At 70.4% G+C, this 16,614-nt stretch carries 13 protein-coding genes; 2 read left to right on the top strand and 11 right to left on the bottom strand.

Features of this window, described 5'->3' with window-relative positions:
- Nucleotides 1-8: 8 nt before the first annotated feature.
- The 5 genes from MJQ72_RS10845 to MJQ72_RS10825 form a co-directional block, all read right to left on the bottom strand.
- Nucleotides 9-1,010 carry a LysR family transcriptional regulator gene (locus tag MJQ72_RS10845; protein WP_240599056.1) on the bottom strand — a complete coding sequence of 334 codons (1,002 nt, stop codon included), beginning with the start codon at nucleotides 1,008-1,010 and terminating at the stop codon, nucleotides 9-11.
- Nucleotides 1,007-1,648, bottom strand: a complete 642-nt coding sequence (locus MJQ72_RS10840) for a sigma-70 family RNA polymerase sigma factor (protein WP_240599055.1) — start codon at nucleotides 1,646-1,648, stop codon at nucleotides 1,007-1,009. Before MJQ72_RS10840 ends, MJQ72_RS10845 begins: the two co-directional genes overlap by 4 nt.
- Nucleotides 1,633-2,970: an alpha-lytic protease prodomain-containing protein gene (locus tag MJQ72_RS10835; protein ID WP_240599054.1), complete on the bottom strand. Its 1,338-nt coding sequence runs from the start codon at nucleotides 2,968-2,970 to the stop codon at nucleotides 1,633-1,635. Before MJQ72_RS10835 ends, MJQ72_RS10840 begins: the two co-directional genes overlap by 16 nt.
- A gap of 340 nt (nucleotides 2,971-3,310) precedes the next feature.
- Nucleotides 3,311-4,882, bottom strand: coding sequence for a tannase/feruloyl esterase family alpha/beta hydrolase (locus MJQ72_RS10830; RefSeq protein WP_240599052.1), 1,572 nt, complete (start codon nucleotides 4,880-4,882; stop codon nucleotides 3,311-3,313).
- 17 nt (nucleotides 4,883-4,899) lie between these two features.
- Complete coding sequence (locus MJQ72_RS10825; protein ID WP_240599050.1) at nucleotides 4,900-5,334, bottom strand: cupin; 435 nt, start codon at nucleotides 5,332-5,334, stop codon at nucleotides 4,900-4,902.
- 132 nt (nucleotides 5,335-5,466) lie between these two features.
- Between MJQ72_RS10825 and MJQ72_RS10820 the strand changes: the two genes are divergently transcribed.
- Complete coding sequence (locus MJQ72_RS10820) at nucleotides 5,467-8,178, top strand: LuxR family transcriptional regulator (RefSeq protein ID WP_240599048.1); 2,712 nt, start codon at nucleotides 5,467-5,469, stop codon at nucleotides 8,176-8,178.
- A gap of 32 nt (nucleotides 8,179-8,210) precedes the next feature.
- Here the strand turns inward: MJQ72_RS10820 and MJQ72_RS10815 are convergent, their stop codons facing one another.
- Nucleotides 8,211-8,642 (bottom strand): organic hydroperoxide resistance protein, encoded by a 432-nt coding sequence (locus MJQ72_RS10815; RefSeq protein WP_240599046.1) that lies wholly within the window; start codon nucleotides 8,640-8,642, stop codon nucleotides 8,211-8,213.
- Nucleotides 8,643-8,781: 139 nt separating this feature from the next.
- Between MJQ72_RS10815 and MJQ72_RS10810 the strand changes: the two genes are divergently transcribed.
- Complete coding sequence (locus tag MJQ72_RS10810) at nucleotides 8,782-10,332, top strand: BTAD domain-containing putative transcriptional regulator (protein ID WP_240599044.1); 1,551 nt, start codon at nucleotides 8,782-8,784, stop codon at nucleotides 10,330-10,332.
- Here MJQ72_RS10810 and MJQ72_RS10805 read toward each other — a convergent pair whose 3' ends face one another.
- From MJQ72_RS10805 to MJQ72_RS10785, 5 genes are all read right to left on the bottom strand, one after another.
- The gene (locus tag MJQ72_RS10805; protein ID WP_240599043.1) at nucleotides 10,333-11,931 is read right to left on the bottom strand and encodes an alpha-amylase family glycosyl hydrolase; all 1,599 of its coding nucleotides are present in this window, start codon (nucleotides 11,929-11,931) and stop codon (nucleotides 10,333-10,335) included.
- 47 nt (nucleotides 11,932-11,978) lie between these two features.
- Nucleotides 11,979-12,848 carry a carbohydrate ABC transporter permease gene (locus MJQ72_RS10800; RefSeq protein WP_240599041.1) on the bottom strand — a complete coding sequence of 290 codons (870 nt, stop codon included), beginning with the start codon at nucleotides 12,846-12,848 and terminating at the stop codon, nucleotides 11,979-11,981.
- Nucleotides 12,845-13,819: a carbohydrate ABC transporter permease gene (locus MJQ72_RS10795; RefSeq protein ID WP_240599039.1), complete on the bottom strand. Its 975-nt coding sequence runs from the start codon at nucleotides 13,817-13,819 to the stop codon at nucleotides 12,845-12,847. Before MJQ72_RS10795 ends, MJQ72_RS10800 begins: the two co-directional genes overlap by 4 nt.
- A complete protein-coding gene (locus MJQ72_RS10790) occupies nucleotides 13,797-15,170 on the bottom strand; it encodes an ABC transporter substrate-binding protein (protein ID WP_240599037.1) in 1,374 nt (457 codons plus the stop codon). The genes MJQ72_RS10795 and MJQ72_RS10790 overlap by 23 nt, the downstream gene beginning before the upstream one ends.
- Before the next feature lie 422 nt (nucleotides 15,171-15,592).
- The gene (locus tag MJQ72_RS10785; protein ID WP_240599035.1) at nucleotides 15,593-16,597 is read right to left on the bottom strand and encodes a LacI family DNA-binding transcriptional regulator; all 1,005 of its coding nucleotides are present in this window, start codon (nucleotides 16,595-16,597) and stop codon (nucleotides 15,593-15,595) included.
- Nucleotides 16,598-16,614: the final 17 nt, after the last annotated feature.

Genomic DNA, 16,614 nt, shown 5'->3' with positions numbered 1-16,614 from the left:
GGCACCGCTCAGGTGCCGAGCCACCCGGGGTTGGCCGCGGCCCACTCGGGAAGGCGGTGCCGGATCGCGGCCAGCTCGGTGATCGCGTGCACCAGTCCACTTCGGACAGCCTGGACGTCGACCGGTGAACCGTCGCGCCACAGCAGGAGATGCCGCGTCCTCAGCGGCACGCCTCGCAGCGCCACCACCGAACCGGGCATCGTGGAGCCCGAATCGAGAGACTGGGCCAGTGCCACCGCGCGAGGGTCACGCCGGACGGTCCGGCGCAGCACCGCCGGTGCCAGCTCCTGCACGGTGATCGCGCCGAGACCGGCGCGGGCGCACTGGTCGGTCAGGTGCTCGTGGAACTCGTCGTCCCCGCCCGCCACCGCGAGCCAGGAGGACCCGTCGAGTTCCGCCAGGGACACCTCGCCGCGTCCGGCGACGGGATGCTCCGGGGACACGATCACGAACACCGGCTCCGTCCCGACGGGAAGCAGGTGGACGCCGTCGGGCGGCTCGATCTCCTGGCCGGGGTGATCCACGTACAGCGCCAATTCCACCGTGCCGTCGAGGAGCGCGGAGAACAACGCCGTCCGGCTCGTGATCGCGAGCAGTTCGACCGGACGGCCGGGCGCGGCCGCGGCGACCACGCCGCTCAACGTCTCGGCGAACACGGTCGGGAGCGCGCCGATCCGGAGCAGATCCTCGGACGGCGCGGTGCGGAAGCGGCGGATCGCCAGTTCGAGGTCGTCCGCGGCGGCCAGTACGCGTCGCGCGTGGTTCAGCAGCACTTCGCCCAGGGCGGTGGGACGCACGCCGTGCCGGTCGCGTTCGAACACCGTCCGCTCAAGTGCCCGCTCGACCCGGTGGAGCTGTGCGCTCAACGCCGGCTGGGACAGCCCGAGCGAGGTCGCGGCCTGCGCGATGCTGCCCGCCGACGCGATCGCGTCGAGCAGGCGCAGATGCCGGACATCGATCTCCACCGGCCAGGTGTGGCCGTCCGCGGGACCGATCAGGGGGCTGATCACAGGTCTTCCTCGCTGATGATCGTGCGGAGTTTGTGCAGGGCGCGATGCTGGGCGACCCGGACCAGGCCGGGACTCACCCGCAGGACCGCCCCGGTTTCGGGCGCCGTCATCCCCACCGTGATCCGCAACCGGAGGATCTCCTGCTGCATCCCGGGAAGGGTGCTCATCAGCCGCGTCAACCGGTCGTGGCCGTCGGCGGCGAGGGCGAGGCGCTCGGGTTCGTCGGTCTCGGGTGTCGCGCGTTCGGGCGGATCGGGCGTGGGAACCGATCTGTCCCGGGCTCGCCGCCGGAAGGCAGCGGCGACCTTCCGGGCGGCGATCCCGAGAACGGCGGCGAGGAAGGAACCGCCGGCGGTCCTCGCGGTGGGCAGGGCGGTGAGCACGGCGAGGCAGGTCTCCTGCGCGACGTCCTCCGCGGCGATCTCCCGCGCGTCTGTTCCGTCCATCCTGCTCCGGCAGTAGTCCGCGACCACCGGCTGGACGATGCTCATCAGCTCGTTCGTGGCCGCGGGGTCACCGCGGCGGGCGCGGGGGACGAGGGATTCGAGATCCGCCGCCCGCGCGCCGTCGTGAAGGGGAGGGGCCGCCCCCGGCGAGGTCGGGTCGCCGGGGGCGGTCCAGGTCAGGCGAGTTCCCAAAGCGCGGGCACGTTCGGCGGTTCCCAGCCGGGCATGGAGGTGTGCGGCTGGATGACCCGGTAGTTGCTGCCGCCGTAGGTGGCGGTCGCGCCGGAGCCGTAGTACGTGTACGGCGCCCAGGTGCCGCCCGGCGGGTTCGACGTCGTCGGGCTGGTCGGGGTGGTGGGCGTGGTGGTGGTGCTGGACGGCGGGTTCCCGCTGACCGTCAGGCGCAGGTTGTAGACGCTCAGGATCTCCGAGACCGGCTGGAAGTAGATGGTGCCGCCGGAGGTGCAGTTGCCGGAGCCGCCGGAGGTGACGCCCTGCGCCTGGTCGCCGGTGAGCCACGAACCACCGGAGTCGCCGGGTTCGGCGCAGGCGTTGGTCCGGGTCAGGCCGGTGATGGTGCCCTCGGGGTAGGTGACCGAGGTGTTCTTCTGCAGGATGGTGCCGCAGCGCCAGCCGGTGGTGGAGCCGGAGCGGCACACCGACGAGTTGACCGGCGCCTCGGTCGAACCGGCGACCGGCACGGTGCCGGGGTAGCGGTTCACCAGCGGGCGCGGGGTGTTGCCCGCGTCGGCGCGGACCCAGGCGTAGTCGTTGCCGGGGAAGCTGGAGCCGGCGACGGTCCCGCTCGGGTTCGAGGTGCGGGTGCCGGTGGTGCCGCAGTGGCCCGCGGTGACGAAGCCGCCCTCGACCGCGAAACCGATGGAGCAGCGGCCCGAGCCGAAGGTGTAGGCGTTGCCGCCGATGATGTCGATCAGCGGACGCGGCTGTTCGGTGCTCGCCTCGACGCGGAACAGACCGGCCGGCACGCCGGCCGCGGCCGCCCAGGACTTCGCGGCGGTTTCGCCACCGGCGTTGGCGAGGACGACGATCGAGTTGGTGGTGACGTCGGTGTACCAGCCGGGCACGGTCTTCGGTGCCTGGGTGGACTTGGCGTCCAGGCGCAGCTTCGCCGCGTCGAGGTCGGCGGCGCTGCGGGCGACGGTCTTGGGGGTCGCCCCCGCGGCGCGCACCAGGTCGCCCACGGCGGCGTCGGTGACCGCCACGGTCAGCGTGGTCCCGCTGCCGTCCAGCCACGATCCGGCGTACGACGTGCCGAGCTGCTTCTTCAGCGTGGTGTCGGCGACCGCGGCGCGCTGTTCGCTCGCGAGGCGGATTTTGGCCTGTTCGGGGCTGATCTTCAGATCGCGGGCCATCGCGGCCAGCATTTCGGACTGGGCCTGGTCGCCGGCGGTGGCTTGCTGACCGGCGCTCGCGCTGGGAGTGAGGGCGATGGCGGTGACCAAGCCTGCCCCGGTTATGGCCGCGGCAGCCGCGGCTAAGATCTTTCTGTTCATTTCAACGCTTTCCTCGAAACGGGCGGGGAGGGGGATTCGTTCCCGACCGTACGAGGCGCATCACTCGACTGGTACATACCATTTGGGTCATATCGCCCGGCTGTGACGCGGGGCGATATGGCGGTGTTCCGTGCTGATCCGGCCGGTGATTCCGTTGCGGTGCAACGGTTCAGCCGTCTTCACGAGAAGTGGTGCGCGGCCGCGCGAGCTGGCCCGTCGCGGTGTCCACTGTCGTCAATACCGTACTTTTGACGGGTAGGGCAAAGACTTCTCACAACGTGAGGAAGTGCCCGTCGTGCCGGAGGGGGCGCCGGCACGACGGACACGGGTGTGGAGGACCTCAGCGGCCGGTGCAGCGGTAGCTCGACGCCACCGCGGGATCACCGTGGCCGCGGTACCGCGAAACCTGCGGATACGGGCAGAGATCGCGGGTCTTGCCGCCGTTCGCGGCGGGCAGGGTCGCCGGTGCCTTGCCGTGCTCGACCCAGTCGACGAGCGCGCCCAGCGCGTTCGTCGGTGCGGCGCCCGCGCCGCCGCCGCAGTGCGCGACACCCGGCGCGAGGAACAGCCGGTAGAAGTCGTTCACCCGCTTCGAGCCGCCCAGCTCACGCTCCACCTCGTGGCGGTACCGCAGCGTGCCGCCCGGCGGGATCAGCTGGTCGTCGGTGCCGACGAAGGTGATCAGCTTGCCGCCCGCGCGGCGGAAGTCCGACAGATCCGGGTCCGAGGTCCCGATGACGTCGTCGTATTCCCGCACCGACTGGCGGAACAGGTCGGCGAACTGCCGGTAGGTGATCTTCTCGGTGTCGAACGCGGGCTGCTTCTTCAGGAACGTCCGCACCCAGCCCGTGGCCACGGGGAAGCCGGGAGCCGTCGTCACCGGGCCGAAATCCGCTCCCTTGGGCAGTCCTGCCCAGAGCCGTCGTCCGTGCTCGTCGGTCGGCCCGGCCCAGATCTTGCGCACGACCTCGGCGTCCGCCGCGGTGACGGTGACCTCCTTGTCGCCGCAGAGCACCTTCGTGCCGATGAGCGACCGCGGATCGTAACCGCATTCGTCCGGCCGGTCGACGATGCCGTTCGTGACCCCGTCCCTGCCGTCGCAGGCCTTGATCGCGGCCTGCTGGAACGCGGTGAAGACGCACGTCGCCGGGAAGGTCTTCTCCTGGTTCATCACGACCCGCGGCCAGAGCGTCGCGACCGCGAACTCCGCCCAGTGCACGGCGGGCGCGTTCGCCAGGACGCCGTCGAAGTCACCCGGATACCGCTGCGCCTCCGAATAGCCCTGACGACCACCGGTCGAGCAGCCGTTCCAGTACGAGTAGGCGACTTCTCGCTGGTAGAACTTCTGCGTCACGTCCTTCCCGACGAGGGCGGCCTCGTGCACGGACCGGGTCGCGAAGTTCGTCACGAGCGGCTTGTCGATCTCGCCCTGGGGCGTGAGTGCCCACGAGGTGTCGAGGAAGGTCAACGGGACGCCGGCGTCGGTCGTCACGCCGCTGAAGCCGTCCTTGACCGCCTGGACGAGCGGGGCGCCGAAGTGGCCGGCGGTGTACGCGCTGCCACCGACCGCCTGAAGCCTGCCGGTCCACCCGGTTTGAGGCAGGGTGACGGCCACCTTGACGTGATCGCCCGCCTTGCCGTGGGTCAGGGTGACGGTGATCTCGCAGTACGCGGGCACGTCGGTGATCGTGGCGGGCGGCGTGAACTGGGTGGGCGGGAACGTGACGGTGCCGCCGGGCTTCTGCTCCGCCTGGACGGACTCGATCCGTGCGCCCTCGGGCGCCGCCACGGGGACCGCCGCACACGACGTCGCCGCGGTGGCGGCGGGCGCCGTCTGGGTGACCGAGGTCAGCACCAGCGGCAGCAGGGCGGCCAACGGTGCGGCCGCCAGGAACAACTTCTTGCGTCTCATCACTTTCCTTCGGGGAATCAGTCGAACGAACAGCCGGGGTTGGGCACGTCGACGGCCAGTGCCTGGCCCGCGGGCACCCGGTAGAGCACTTCGAGCACGACCGGCTCGGTCCCGAGGTTGCGTCCGATGTGGACGTAACCGGGGCCGCTCTCCTCGGTGATCGCCTGCCCGGCGTGGTAGACGCCGTCGCTCGCGCAGGTCGCGTCGTGGTGGCTCAGGACGCCACGCTCGACCACGCCGCGTACCTGGCCGGGGTGGAAGTGCCAGCCGGTGCTGCCGCCGGGCGCCAGCGTGATCTCCTTCAGCACGTACTGGGTGCCGCCGACCACGTGGTCGAAGAGCGTCACGGCGCTGACACCGCGGCCGGGGGTGGCGTTCGCGGTCGCGGGGGCGAGCCCGACGGCCGAACCGGTGAGCGCGAGGGCGAGGGCGAGCCGGGAAACGTGGTGCACGCGACCGAAGCTAGGCCGATCGTGTTGACACGCCGTCTACATCCTGTGGACGCCGCCGGGAAGTCCTAACCGGACCGTTTGGGTATCGTCGGACGGGCGGCCGCCCACGGCCGAGGGGAGGAATGCCGCACCATGCCGCTTTTCGGACGGGAAGCCGAGCTGAAGGACCTGAGCGAGCTCGTCGACGGTCCCGCCGCGGGCTGCGGCGGCGTGCTCATCCGGGGCGAACCGGGCGTCGGGAAGTCCGCCCTCGTCGCGGAGGCCGTGGCCGCGGCGACGCTCGGGGGCCTGCGGGTGCTGCGGGCGACCGGCGTCGAGGCGGAACGCAACTTCGCGTACGCCGCGCTGCACCAGCTGCTCCATCCGGTCCGGGCGGGCGCGGACATGCTGCCCGCGCCGCAGCGAGCGGCGCTCTGGGCGGCGCTCGGGCTCGCTGAAGGGGCGGAGCCGAGCGCGTACCTGGTCGGGCTCGCCGCGCTGAGCCTGCTTTCGGAGGAGGCGGCGGCCAAGCCGTTGCTGATCGTCGCCGAAGACGTCCGGTGGATGGACCGCGAGAGCGCCGACGCGCTCGCGTTCGTGGCGAGGCGGATCGAGACGGAACCGATCGTCCTGATCGCGACCCTGCGGGACGGGGAGCCATCGCCGCTGCGCGACGCGGGACTGTCCTCGATGGACCTGGAACGCCTCCCCGGGGAAGTGGCGGCCGAGCTGCTCGACTCCGTCGCCCCCGGGATCACCTCGTCGGTCCGGTCCCGGATCCTCGCCGAGGCCGACGGCAATCCGCTGGCACTGACCGAGCTGCCGTCGGCCGTGACCGGCACCTCGGATCCCGTGCTGCCGCTGACCGAACGGCTCGAGCGTACGTTCGGCGCCCGGTTCACCGCCCTGCCGGAACCGGCTCGCACGACCTTGCTGGTCGCCGCACTGAACGAGACCGGCTCGCTCACCGAGACCCTCGCGGCGGCCACGACGCTGCTGGGCGAAGAGGTCGAGCCGTCGGTGCTGACGCCGGCCGCCGAAGCCCGGCTGATCGACCTCGAAGCCAGGACGCTGTCTTTCCGGCATCCGCTGATGCGTTCGGCCATTCCCGCTTCGGTGCCGGTCGAGGAACGGCGACGCGCGCATTTGAGCCTCGCCGGCATCTTCCGCGAACAGCCCGATCGCCGTGCCTGGCATCAGGCGGCGGCCGCGACCGGCGCCGACGAGACCGTGGCCAGGGAACTGGAGAACGCCGCGGGCCGTTCCCGGCACCGCGGCGGAGCGACGGCCGCCGTCGCCGCGCTGGAGCAGGCGGCCCTGCTGAGCCTCGATCCGGAGCGCCGGGCGGACCGGTTGCTGCGCGCGGCCGAGCTGGCCGTCGAATCCGGTGGCCGGGAGACGGCGGAGAGGCTCGTCCGGGACGCACGCGCGGGCGAGCTCACGCCACGGCAGCGAGCGACGGCGAGCTGGCTGCTCAGCGGATTCGAGGACGGCGCCCGGGAGGATCTGTCGCGGATCGCGGAACTGGCGCGGCTGGCCGAGTCGGTCGCGGAGGACGGGCATCCGGATCCGGCGATGCGTGTCCTGTGGGGTGCGGCCATGCGCTGTTTCTGGGCCGAACCCGGCGCGGACACGCGGCGGACGCTGCTGGCCGTCGCGGACCGTCTCCCGGTGGAGGATTCGGACCCGCGGCTGGTGGCCGTCGCCGCCTACGTGGCGCCGTTCGAACGGGCCGAGGCCGTGCTCGGGCAGTTGCGCGGACTCGCCGCCGCCACCGGTGAAGATCCCGAGGTCGACCGCTTTCTCGGCAGCGCGTCACTGCAGGTCGGCGCGGTCGATCTGGCCGCCCGGTTCTCCGCGGCCGCCGCTCCGGGGCTGCGGGCGCAAGGCAGGCTCGGGTTGCTGCCGCGCGCTTTGGCGGTCCAGGCGTGGAGCAGGGTCCGGCTCGGTGACCTCGCTGGCGCGGTGCCTGCCGCGGCGGAGGCGGCGAAATTCGCCAAGGAGACCGGGCAGCCGTTCATGTACGGGTTCGCCACGGCGGTCCAGGCCGAGATCGCCGCGCTGCGAGGTGAGCACAAACAGGCCAAGACGCTGGCGGACGAGGCCGAGCGGACCGCGCTCGCCGCCGGTGCCCGTCCGGTGTTGGCGACCGTGCAGCTCGCCAGAGGGATCGCCGCGTCGAGCGAGGGCCGCTTCGACGACGCGTTCGCCGACCTGCGGCGACTGTTCGACCCCGCCGATCCCGCCTTCCAGCTCGCGCTGCGCGTCTACTTCGTCGCGGAACTCGCCGAGGTCGCGGTCCGGGCGGGACAGGCCGAGACCCTGCGCGAGATCGTCGCGGAGATGGAGCGGCTCGCCGTGACGACCCCGGCGCCCGCTTTGCACATCGGCCTGCGCTACGCCCGCGCCGTACTCGAACCGAGCGACGAACTGTTCGAGACCGCGCTGGGGGCGGAGCTGGACGGCTGGCCCGCCGAACGCGGGCGGCTGCACCTGGCCTACGGCGAATGGCTGCGGCGGCAACGGCGAGCCGTGGACTCGCGGGCGCACCTGCGCACCGCGCGGGAGACGTTCGACGCGCTCGGCATGACCGCGTGGGCCGAACGGGCGCGCCGCGAACTGCGGAGCGCGGGGGAGTCGAGCCCCAACCGCGGTCCCGACGCGCGGGAGAAGCTGACCCCGCACGAGCTGAGCATCGTGCAACTGGCCGCCGAAGGCCTGACGAACCGGGAGATCGGGCAGCGGCTCTACCTCTCGCACCGGACGGTCGGCACGCATCTGCACCGGATCTTCCCGAAGGTCGGGGTGAGTTCGCGGGCGGAGCTCAAGGGAGTGCTGGGGCTCGTGAGTGGCAAGGACGGTTAGAACCGTCCTTGCCACTCACGAGGCGTGACGCCTCACGCGACGGTGGCGTCCAGCGTGACCTCGACGTTCCCGCGCGTCGCCTTGGAGTACGGGCACACCTGGTGCGCGCCCTGGACCAGTTCGTCGGCGGTGGCCTGGTCGATACCGGAGGCCTCCAGGTGCAGTGCGGCGCTCAGGTGGAACTCGCCCGCGTCGGTGTCGTGGTGCAGGGTCACCTCGGCGACGACAGCGAGGTCTTCCAGCTTCACCTTCTTGACGCCCGCGACACGGCGGACGGCGCCGACGAAACAGGACGCCCAGCCCGCGGCGAACAGCTGCTCGGGGTTCGTGCCGTCGCCGGAGCCGCCGAAGGCCTTCGGGACGGCGAGGCCGAGGTCGAGCACGCCGTCGTCGGAGGTCGCGCGGCCGCCGTTGCGGCCTTCCGCGGTCGAAGTGGCGACGGCGGTGTACGTGGTTTCAGACATGCCGCAACCGTAGGAACCCGCCCCCGACCTCGGCGACCGTCGGATGACGTCATTCCTGTACGTCACCGGTGGACGACGTACGCCGACGACGTCGTCCGACGGTCGCCGCCGCGGGCGGGGCCCGCCTACCTTTCCGCGCATGTCCCTTCTGCCGCAGGAAGTCCGGTACCGGTTCACCGTGCTCGGCCCGCCGGGGTTCACCAGCGGCGGCACCCGGCTGGACCTCGGCTCGCCGCAGCAGCAGGCGGTCTTGATGCTGCTGCTGGCCAACGCGGGCAGTTTCGTCCGGACCGGCGAGCTGATCGACGGCCTCTGGGGCGAGCGGGCGCCCGCGACCGGCGAGGCCGTCATCCGGACCTACATCTCCCGTCTCCGGCGGCTGCTCTCCTTGCAGGGATTGGGTTCGGCGATCGTCTCGCGGTCGGGCGGCTACCGGCTGGACCCGGATCGCTTCGAGGTGGACGCGGTCGAATTCGCCGGGCTGATCGAGAGCGCGCGTCAGGCGCACACCGTGGAGGCGGCGGCGAAGCTGCTGGAGCGGGCGCTCGGACTGTGGACGGGAACGGCGCTGGCCGGCGTCCCCGGTGAGGCGGCCGAACACGAGCGCACGCGCCTGGAGCGGCTGAAGCTGACCGCCACCCAGGAGCTGCTCCGGCTGCGCCTCGAACTCGGGGAACACGACGAGGTGATGGCCGAGGTGCCCGCGCTGATCGAGCGCCACCGTCTCGAGGAACCGCTGTACGAGATCTATCTCCTCGCCCTCCAGCGCGGCGGGCGCCGCGCCGAGGCGCTGGAGCTCTACCGCTCGATCCACGACCTGTTCGACGCGGAACTCGGGGTCCGGCCGGGGCCGAAACTGCGGGCGCTGCACGAGAACGTGCTCCGGGCCGAAGACGAGCGAACGCCCCCGCTCCGCGCACCGGACCCGCTGTTCGTCGGACGTGAACGCGAACGTGCGGAATTCCGTCGGCTGCTCGCGAGAGGCGGGGTGCTGTTCCTCACCGGACCGCCGGGGATCGGGAAGTCGACCTTGCTGCGGAAGTTCGCCGACGACGCGGCGGCCATGGGCAAACCCGTGCGGCTCGTCGACGGGCTCGCCGATCCGGCGGAGGTCCTGCGCCGCCTGCCCGGAGACGTCACGGTCGTGATCGCGGGCCGGAGCGGTCCGGACGCCACGCTGCTGGTCGATCCGGCGTGGTCGGGGCGGATCACGATCCGGAAGCTCGAAGCCTTGAGCGACAACGAGTCCGCGGCGCTGCTCGAAGCACGCGGCGTCGGTCCGGAGCTTCGAAAGTCCATTGTGGACTTCGCGGCGGGCAACCCGTTCGCGCTCGCCTTGGCCGCCGAGGTCAGCAGGTCGCCCCGGGCGGACGCGGCACGTTACGTGGTCGACACTGTCTATGCGCACCTGGCCGGTGATCCACCGACGGAGGCGCATCGCTGGGCGCTGTACGTGTGCGCGCAAGCGGACCACACCACCGAAGACCTCCTCAGGTCCGTGCTGCCGGGAGGACGCTCGTCGGAGCTGTTCGACTGGCTCCGCGACCACGCCTGCGTCGAGACCGCCCCCCACGGCCTCGTCCTCGGTGGTGTGCTCCGTGAGGTGCTCGACAGGCACCTCGCCTGGCGTGACCCGGTGGGCCGCGCACGGATGCGCGGCCGGATCAGCCGGGTCACGACCGGCCGGTGATCAGGTGAGCAGCCACACCGCCGTGTCCGACGGGAGCTCGCCGTCGACCGGGCCGCTGGCCATGAGCACCTCGCGATGCGGCGGCAGCGGCACGGGCCCGTCCGAGAAGTTCAGCACGAAGGCGAAACCCGGCTCCCGGGTGAACGCGAGCACACCTTCGCCCAGCTCCAGCCACTCCAGGTCGCCGGGGCCGAGCGCGGGGAGTTCGTCCCGCAGGCGCAGACCGGAGCGGTAGAGGCGGAGCATCGACGCAGGCTCGGCCGCCTGCGCCTCCGCCGTGCTGGAACGCCATTCCCCCGGCTGGGGCAGCCACGACCCACCGGTGCCGAAACCGAACGGCGGCGCGTCACCGGACCAGGGGAGTGGGACACGGCAGCCGTCACGGCCGGGGTCGGCGCCGTTCGTCCGGGCCCACACCGGATCCTGCCGGAGTTCGCCCGGAATGTCCTCGATCTCCCACAGGCCGAGCTCTTCCCCTTGGTACACATAGAGACCGCCGGGCAGCGCCATGGTCAGCAACGCCGCCGCCCGCGCCCGGCGCGTCCCGAGTTCGCGGTCCACCGGGGTGCCGTGCAGCCGGTCCGCGAACGCGAAACCGGTGTCGCCCTCGCGGCCGTACCGGGTCACGTGGCGGGTGACGTCGTGGTTCGACAGCACCCACGCCGCGGGCGCGCCGACCTCCTCGTGCGCCGCCAGCGTGCGCTGGATGACATCTCTGAACCGGGCGAAATCCCAGGGACACACCAGGAAATCGAAGTTGAACGCCGCGTGCAGCTCGTCGCGGCGCAGGTATCGCGCGGCCCGCGACATGTCCGGCAGCCACATCTCGCCGACCAGCACCCGGTCACCCGGGTAGCTGTCGGCGATCTTGCGCCACGACCGGTAGATCTCGTGCAGCCCCTCCTGATCGGAGAACGGAGTCTCGTCGCCGGGATCGACGTCGGGCAGCCGCGGGTCCTTCACCAGCCCGTCGGCGACGTCGATGCGGAAACCGTCGACCCCGCGGTCGAACCAGAACCGCAACACGTCCTCGAAATCGGCGCGGATCTCCTGGTTGTCCCAGTTGAAGTCCGGCTGGCGCGAGCTGTACAGATGCAGGTACCACTCGCCGTCCGGGACCCGCGTCCAGGCGGAGCCGCCGAAGCGCGACTTCCAGTTGTTCGGCGGCTCGGAGCCGTCCGGCCCGCGGCCCGGCCGGAACCAGAACCGTTGCCGCTCGCGTGATCCCGGCTCGGCGTTCAGGGCCTCCTTGAACCAGCGATGCTCGTCGGAGCAGTGGTTCGGCACGATGTCGATGATCACGCGGATCCCCTTGGCGTGGGCCGCGGCGATCAGGTCCTCCGCTTCGGCGAGCGTGCCGAAGAGCGGGTCGATCTCCCGGAAGTCGGCGACGTCGTAGCCGCCGTCGTCCATCGGCGACGGGTACCACGGGGTGAACCAGATCGCGTCGATCCCCAGTTCGGCCAGGTAGTCCAGCCGCGCGCGGACACCGGCGAGGTCGCCGACGCCGTCACCGTTCCCGTCCGCGAAACTGCGGAGGTAGACCTGGTAGATCGCCGCGCTCCGCCACCATCCGACGGTCTGCCCTGATGCGGTCACGAAAATGCCCTCCCAATCGTTGGTGGAAACCCCGAATGCGGCGAGAGTCAGCCTTTGAGACTGCCGGCGGTGAGCCCGGCGAGGATATGCCGCTGGAACGCCAGGAACAGCGCCACCATCGGCAGGCTGGCCAGCACCATGCCTGCCACGAGCACGTTCAGCGGCATGTCGATGGCGACGCGCTGCAGCATCACCGACAGCGTCTGCTTTTCGGTGTCCGGGAACACCAGCAGCGGCCAGATGAAGTCCTTCCACGCGGCCACCACCGCGAGGATCGAGACCACGGCCAGGATCGGCCGGGAGATCGGCAGGATGATGCGCCACAGCGTGCGCACCGGCCCCGCGCCGTCGAGCCGGGCGGCCTCGATCAGCTCGTCCGGAATCTGGTCGAAGAACCGTTTCAGCAGGTAGATGTTGAACGCGTTCGCGGCGGCGGGCAGCCAGACCGCCGCCGGTGAGTTGATCAGGTTGATGTCCAGCAACGGCAGGTCGGTGATCGTCACGTAGGTCGGCACCAGCAAGGCCGCGGCGGGAAGCATCAACGTCGCGAGCATCAATCCGAGCACGACGTTGCCGAACTTCGGCCGCAGCTTCGACAACGCGAACGCGGCGGGGACGTCGATGGCCAGCTGCGCCAGCCAGGCGCCGCCGGCGACGACGACGGTATTGAGGAAGTACTTGCCGAGGCTCAGCTGGTCCCACGCGTCGGCGAAGGTCTCCGGATGCCACTCGTCCGGGATGAACGTCGCCGGCGTCTGCGCCAGTTCCTGCGGTGACTTCATCGCGCCGGTCACCGCCCAGTACAGGGGGAACAGGAACGCGATGACGAACAGGAGCAGCGTGCAGCCGAAGATCACGGCGTACCCGATCTTGCCGCCGGGGCTGCGGAGCGTGCTGGGGGAGACGAGCGTCCTCATGACTCATCCGCCTTCCGGGTCAGGCGCACGTACAACGCGGAGAACACCCCGAGCGCGACGAACAGCAGCAGGCTCAACGCGCTGGCCGAGCCGAAGTCGTTGTAGACGAAGGCATAGCGGTACAGCAGCAGGAGGACGGTGACGGTGGAGTCGTCCGGTCCGCCGCCGGTCATCACGTACGGTTCGGTGAACACCTGCATGGTCGCGACCACCTGCAGCAGCAGGAGCACCAGCAGCACGAACCTCGTCTGCGGCAGGGTGACGTGGATCAGGCGTTTCCACAGCCCCGCGCCGTCGAGCTCCGCGGCTTCGTAGAGCTCGCCGGGGATGGTGCCGAGCGCGGCGAGGTAGATCAGCGTGGTGCTGCCCATGTTCGCCCACGTCGACACGAACACCAGCGACAGCATCGACGTGTCGCTCGAGTCCAGCCACTGGCCGCCGGGCAGGCCGACGGCGCCGAGCGCGGAGTTGAACAGGCCGGCACCCGGGTCGTAGAACCACTTCCACATCAGGGCGGTGACCACCGGGGGCAGCATCACCGGCAGGTAGACCGCGAGCCGGAAGAACGCCTTGGCGTGCCGCAGTTCGTTGAGCAGTACCGCGGTCAGGAACGGCACCACGAACCCGAAGACCAGCGCGAGCCCGGTGAACAACAGCGTGTTGCGCCAGGCGATGCCGAACAGCGGGTCTTCGAACAGGCGGGTGAAGTTGTCGAACCCGACCCACGTCGGCGGGTTGACGAAATCGACCTGCTGGAAGCTCAGCAGCACCCCGCGCACGATCGGGTACCACGAGAACAGGGCGAACACCACGAGCGCGGCGCACAGCAGGCCGTACGCGGTGACGTTCTCCTTGAGCTTGCGGCGCAACCGGTTCCGGCGGCGTTCGGCCGCGGAGGCGACCGGCCGACCGGCCCGCGACGACGCCGTCGCGGGCCAGTCGAGGACGCTACTTGACCTGGGCGAGGACACTGTTGACCTTCGACTCCGCCGACGACAGCTGCTGATCGATATTCGCGTTCCGATCGGTGAGCACCGCCTGCATCACACTGTCGAGGATGGCGTAGACCTGCTGCGCGTTCGGCGGTTCGATACTGCCCTTGATCCGCGCGCTGGAGTCCACATAGGACTGGAAGTTCTCGGCGGGAACGTTGGCGTGCTTGGCCTTGATCGCGAGCTGCTGATCACGGACGGCGCCCTGCCAGACGTCCGGGGTCGGCTCGGCCGGCAGCCCGACCGGCTGCTTGCCGTCGACGTACTGCTGGACGTGCTTCTCGAAGCGCTCCGGGTTGAGGTACTTCCAGCGGACCCATTCCAGGCCCGCTTTGATCTTCTCCGGCGAGGCCTTGGGGTTGATCATGTAGCCTTCGCCGCCGAGCAGTGTGCCCTGCCCGCCCGGCATCCCCGCGACGCCGTAGTCCTCGTACTTGCCGTTGAACTGCTTGACGAGCACCGGGACGTTGTCCGGGGCGGCCATGTACATGCCGAGCTGGCCCGCGCCCATCATGCGCTGGACGTCCTGGGCTTCGAGCAACTGCTTGCTGCCCATGGTGTCGTCTTCCCAGCGCATGGCGCGCAACTGGTTCAGCGCGGCCTTGGCCTTCTCGTTGTTGAAGGCGGCCACCCATTTGTCGCCGTCCTTGCGGGCGACCTCGCTGCCCATGGAGTAGAGCCAGCCGGTCAGATGCCAGCCGCCCTGATTGTTCTTGCTGTAGTCGGCGTATCCGACGGTGCCGTTGCCCAGCGCGGCGATCTTCTTCGCGGCCGCGCGGACCTCGTCCCAGGTCTGCGGCGGTTTGTTCGGATCGAGCCCGGCCTTCTGGAACAGCGGGCGGCTGTAGAGCAGGCCCAGGCTGTAGTTCATCGTCGGCAGGCCGTAGAGCTTGCCGTCGGCATCCCGGAAGTTGTCCAGTAATTCCGGTTTGATGTCGCCGAAGTTCTTCAGGCCCTTGGCCGCTTCGGTGATGTCGGCGGCCTGGCGGCGCGCGATGATCTGCGCCGGATCGGTGAAGTAGACGTAGTAGACGTCTTCGAGCTGCCCGCCGGCGAGTTTGGCGGAGAACGTCTTCGGGTCCATGAACCCTTCGTGCGGCTCGATGTCGATGTCCGGGTGGCTCTCCTCGAACTCCTTGACGTCGGCGTCGAACACGCCGCGCTCGAACGGCTGGCTGGTCGGGGGCTGGCCGGTGACCGTGATCTTGACCTTGCCCCCGGCGCTCTCGCCGGAATCGGCACCGCAGGCGGCCGTCCCCAGGGTGAGTCCACCCGCAAGGAGCAGGCAGAACATCCGGCGGCGCACGGTGGGGGACCAAGTGCTGCTCATCTTCAAGCCTCATCTCGGGATCGCGACGGCTGTCACGTGATTGCGGTCACTCTAAAGTGAAGCCCCGGATTAACGCAATAACTGGATGAGAACTTGCAACTTCCCGACAGTGCCCGTCGCTTGGTGCCCCAAGCGCGTGAAGGCCCCTTCCTTCGGTTGAGTCGAGGGAAGGGGGCCTTCACGTACTTCACCGCACATGCGTGCTTGAAGCCGTAACTCGCGTGCTTGGAGGCGTAACACTCAGATCCGCCCCGAAGCACGCGTGATACGGCTTCAAGCACGCGTGATACGGCTCCAGGCACGCGTGATACGGCTTCCGGCACACGGGGTCCGGCCTGGGGTGAAGGACGTTTTCCCCGCATCGCACGAGCGGAAAGCGTCCTTCGCCCCGTGTCCGTCTCGGGTGGCCTTCGTCGGGGTGGCTAGGTGCGGCGCGCGGTGGAGCCCCGGACGACGAGTTCGGGCGCGAACAGCAGTTCCTCGGCCGCCACCTCGCCGCCGTTTATGCGCTTGACCAGCAGTTCCACCACGGCGCGGCCCATCGCCTCGATCGGCTGGCGGGTCGTGGTGAGGGGCGGGTCGGTGCAGTTCATGAGGGCGGAATCGTCGTACCCGACCACCGAGACGTCTTCGGGGACGGACAGTCCCTGCCGCCGGGCCGCGCGGATCGCGCCCAGGGCCAGGAGGTCGCTCGCGCAGAGGACGGCGGTCGCGCCTCGCGGGTACAGCCGGGCGGCGGCCGCGTGCCCGCCTTCGATGGAGAACATGCCGTGTTCGACGAGCTCGTCCAGGACCGGGAGCCCGAGTTTCCCCGCATAGGCGCGGAAGGCTTCGAGTTTGCGCTGGGACGGGACGTGGTCGTTCGGGCCGAGGACGAGGCCGATCTTCTCGTGGCCGAGCGAGCTCAGATGCCCGACGACCTGCTCGACGGCGACCGCGTCGTCGCACGAGATCTGCGGCAGCCCGAGGTGGTCGACGGCGGCGTTGATCAGCACCGTCGGCAGGCGGCGCTCGGCGAGATGGTGGTAGTGGGAGTGCACCGCGTCGGCCTGGGCGTAGAGCCCGCCGGCGAACACGACACCGGAGACCTGCTGCTGCAAGAGCAGTTCGACGTACTCCGCTTCGGAGACACCGCCCGCGGTGCGGGTGCACAGGACCGGGGTGAATCCCTGCTGGGCCAGTGCGTTGCCCATGATCTCGGCCAGTGCGGGGAAGATGGGGTTCTGGAGTTCGGGCAGGACCAGTCCGACCAGGCGGGCGCGATCTCCGCGCAGCTGGGTCGGCCGTTCGTAGCCCATCACGTCCAGCGCGGTGAGGACGGCGGCCCGGGTGCTCGCGGAGACCCCGGACCGGCCGTTGAGCACCCGGCTGACCGTGGCTTCGCTGACCCCGACCTTGCGGGCGACTTCGGCAAGACGACGCGTCATGGCTGAAACATTACCGC

The sequence above is a fragment of the Amycolatopsis sp. EV170708-02-1 genome (assembly GCF_022479115.1).
GTDB lineage: Bacteria > Actinomycetota > Actinomycetes > Mycobacteriales > Pseudonocardiaceae > Amycolatopsis.
The sequence above is the reverse complement of the archived record's forward strand: the minus strand, read 5'-3'. Positions and strand labels throughout refer to the sequence as shown.

Bases quoted from the DNA above. Each gene is read 5' to 3' on its own strand.
- MJQ72_RS10835 (WP_240599054.1), bottom strand. From the start codon at position 2,970: ATGAACAGAAAGATCTTAGCCGCGGCTGCCGCGGCCATAACCGGGGCA.
- MJQ72_RS10830 (WP_240599052.1), bottom strand. From the start codon at position 4,882: ATGAGACGCAAGAAGTTGTTCCTGGCGGCCGCACCGTTGGCCGCCCTG.
- MJQ72_RS10820 (WP_240599048.1), top strand. From the start codon at position 5,467: ATGCCGCTTTTCGGACGGGAAGCCGAGCTGAAGGACCTGAGCGAGCTC.
- MJQ72_RS10815 (WP_240599046.1), bottom strand. From the start codon at position 8,642: ATGTCTGAAACCACGTACACCGCCGTCGCCACTTCGACCGCGGAAGGC.
- MJQ72_RS10810 (WP_240599044.1), top strand. From the start codon at position 8,782: ATGTCCCTTCTGCCGCAGGAAGTCCGGTACCGGTTCACCGTGCTCGGC.
- MJQ72_RS10800 (WP_240599041.1), bottom strand. From the start codon at position 12,848: ATGAGGACGCTCGTCTCCCCCAGCACGCTCCGCAGCCCCGGCGGCAAG.
- MJQ72_RS10790 (WP_240599037.1), bottom strand. From the start codon at position 15,170: ATGAGCAGCACTTGGTCCCCCACCGTGCGCCGCCGGATGTTCTGCCTG.
- MJQ72_RS10785 (WP_240599035.1), bottom strand. From the start codon at position 16,597: ATGACGCGTCGTCTTGCCGAAGTCGCCCGCAAGGTCGGGGTCAGCGAA.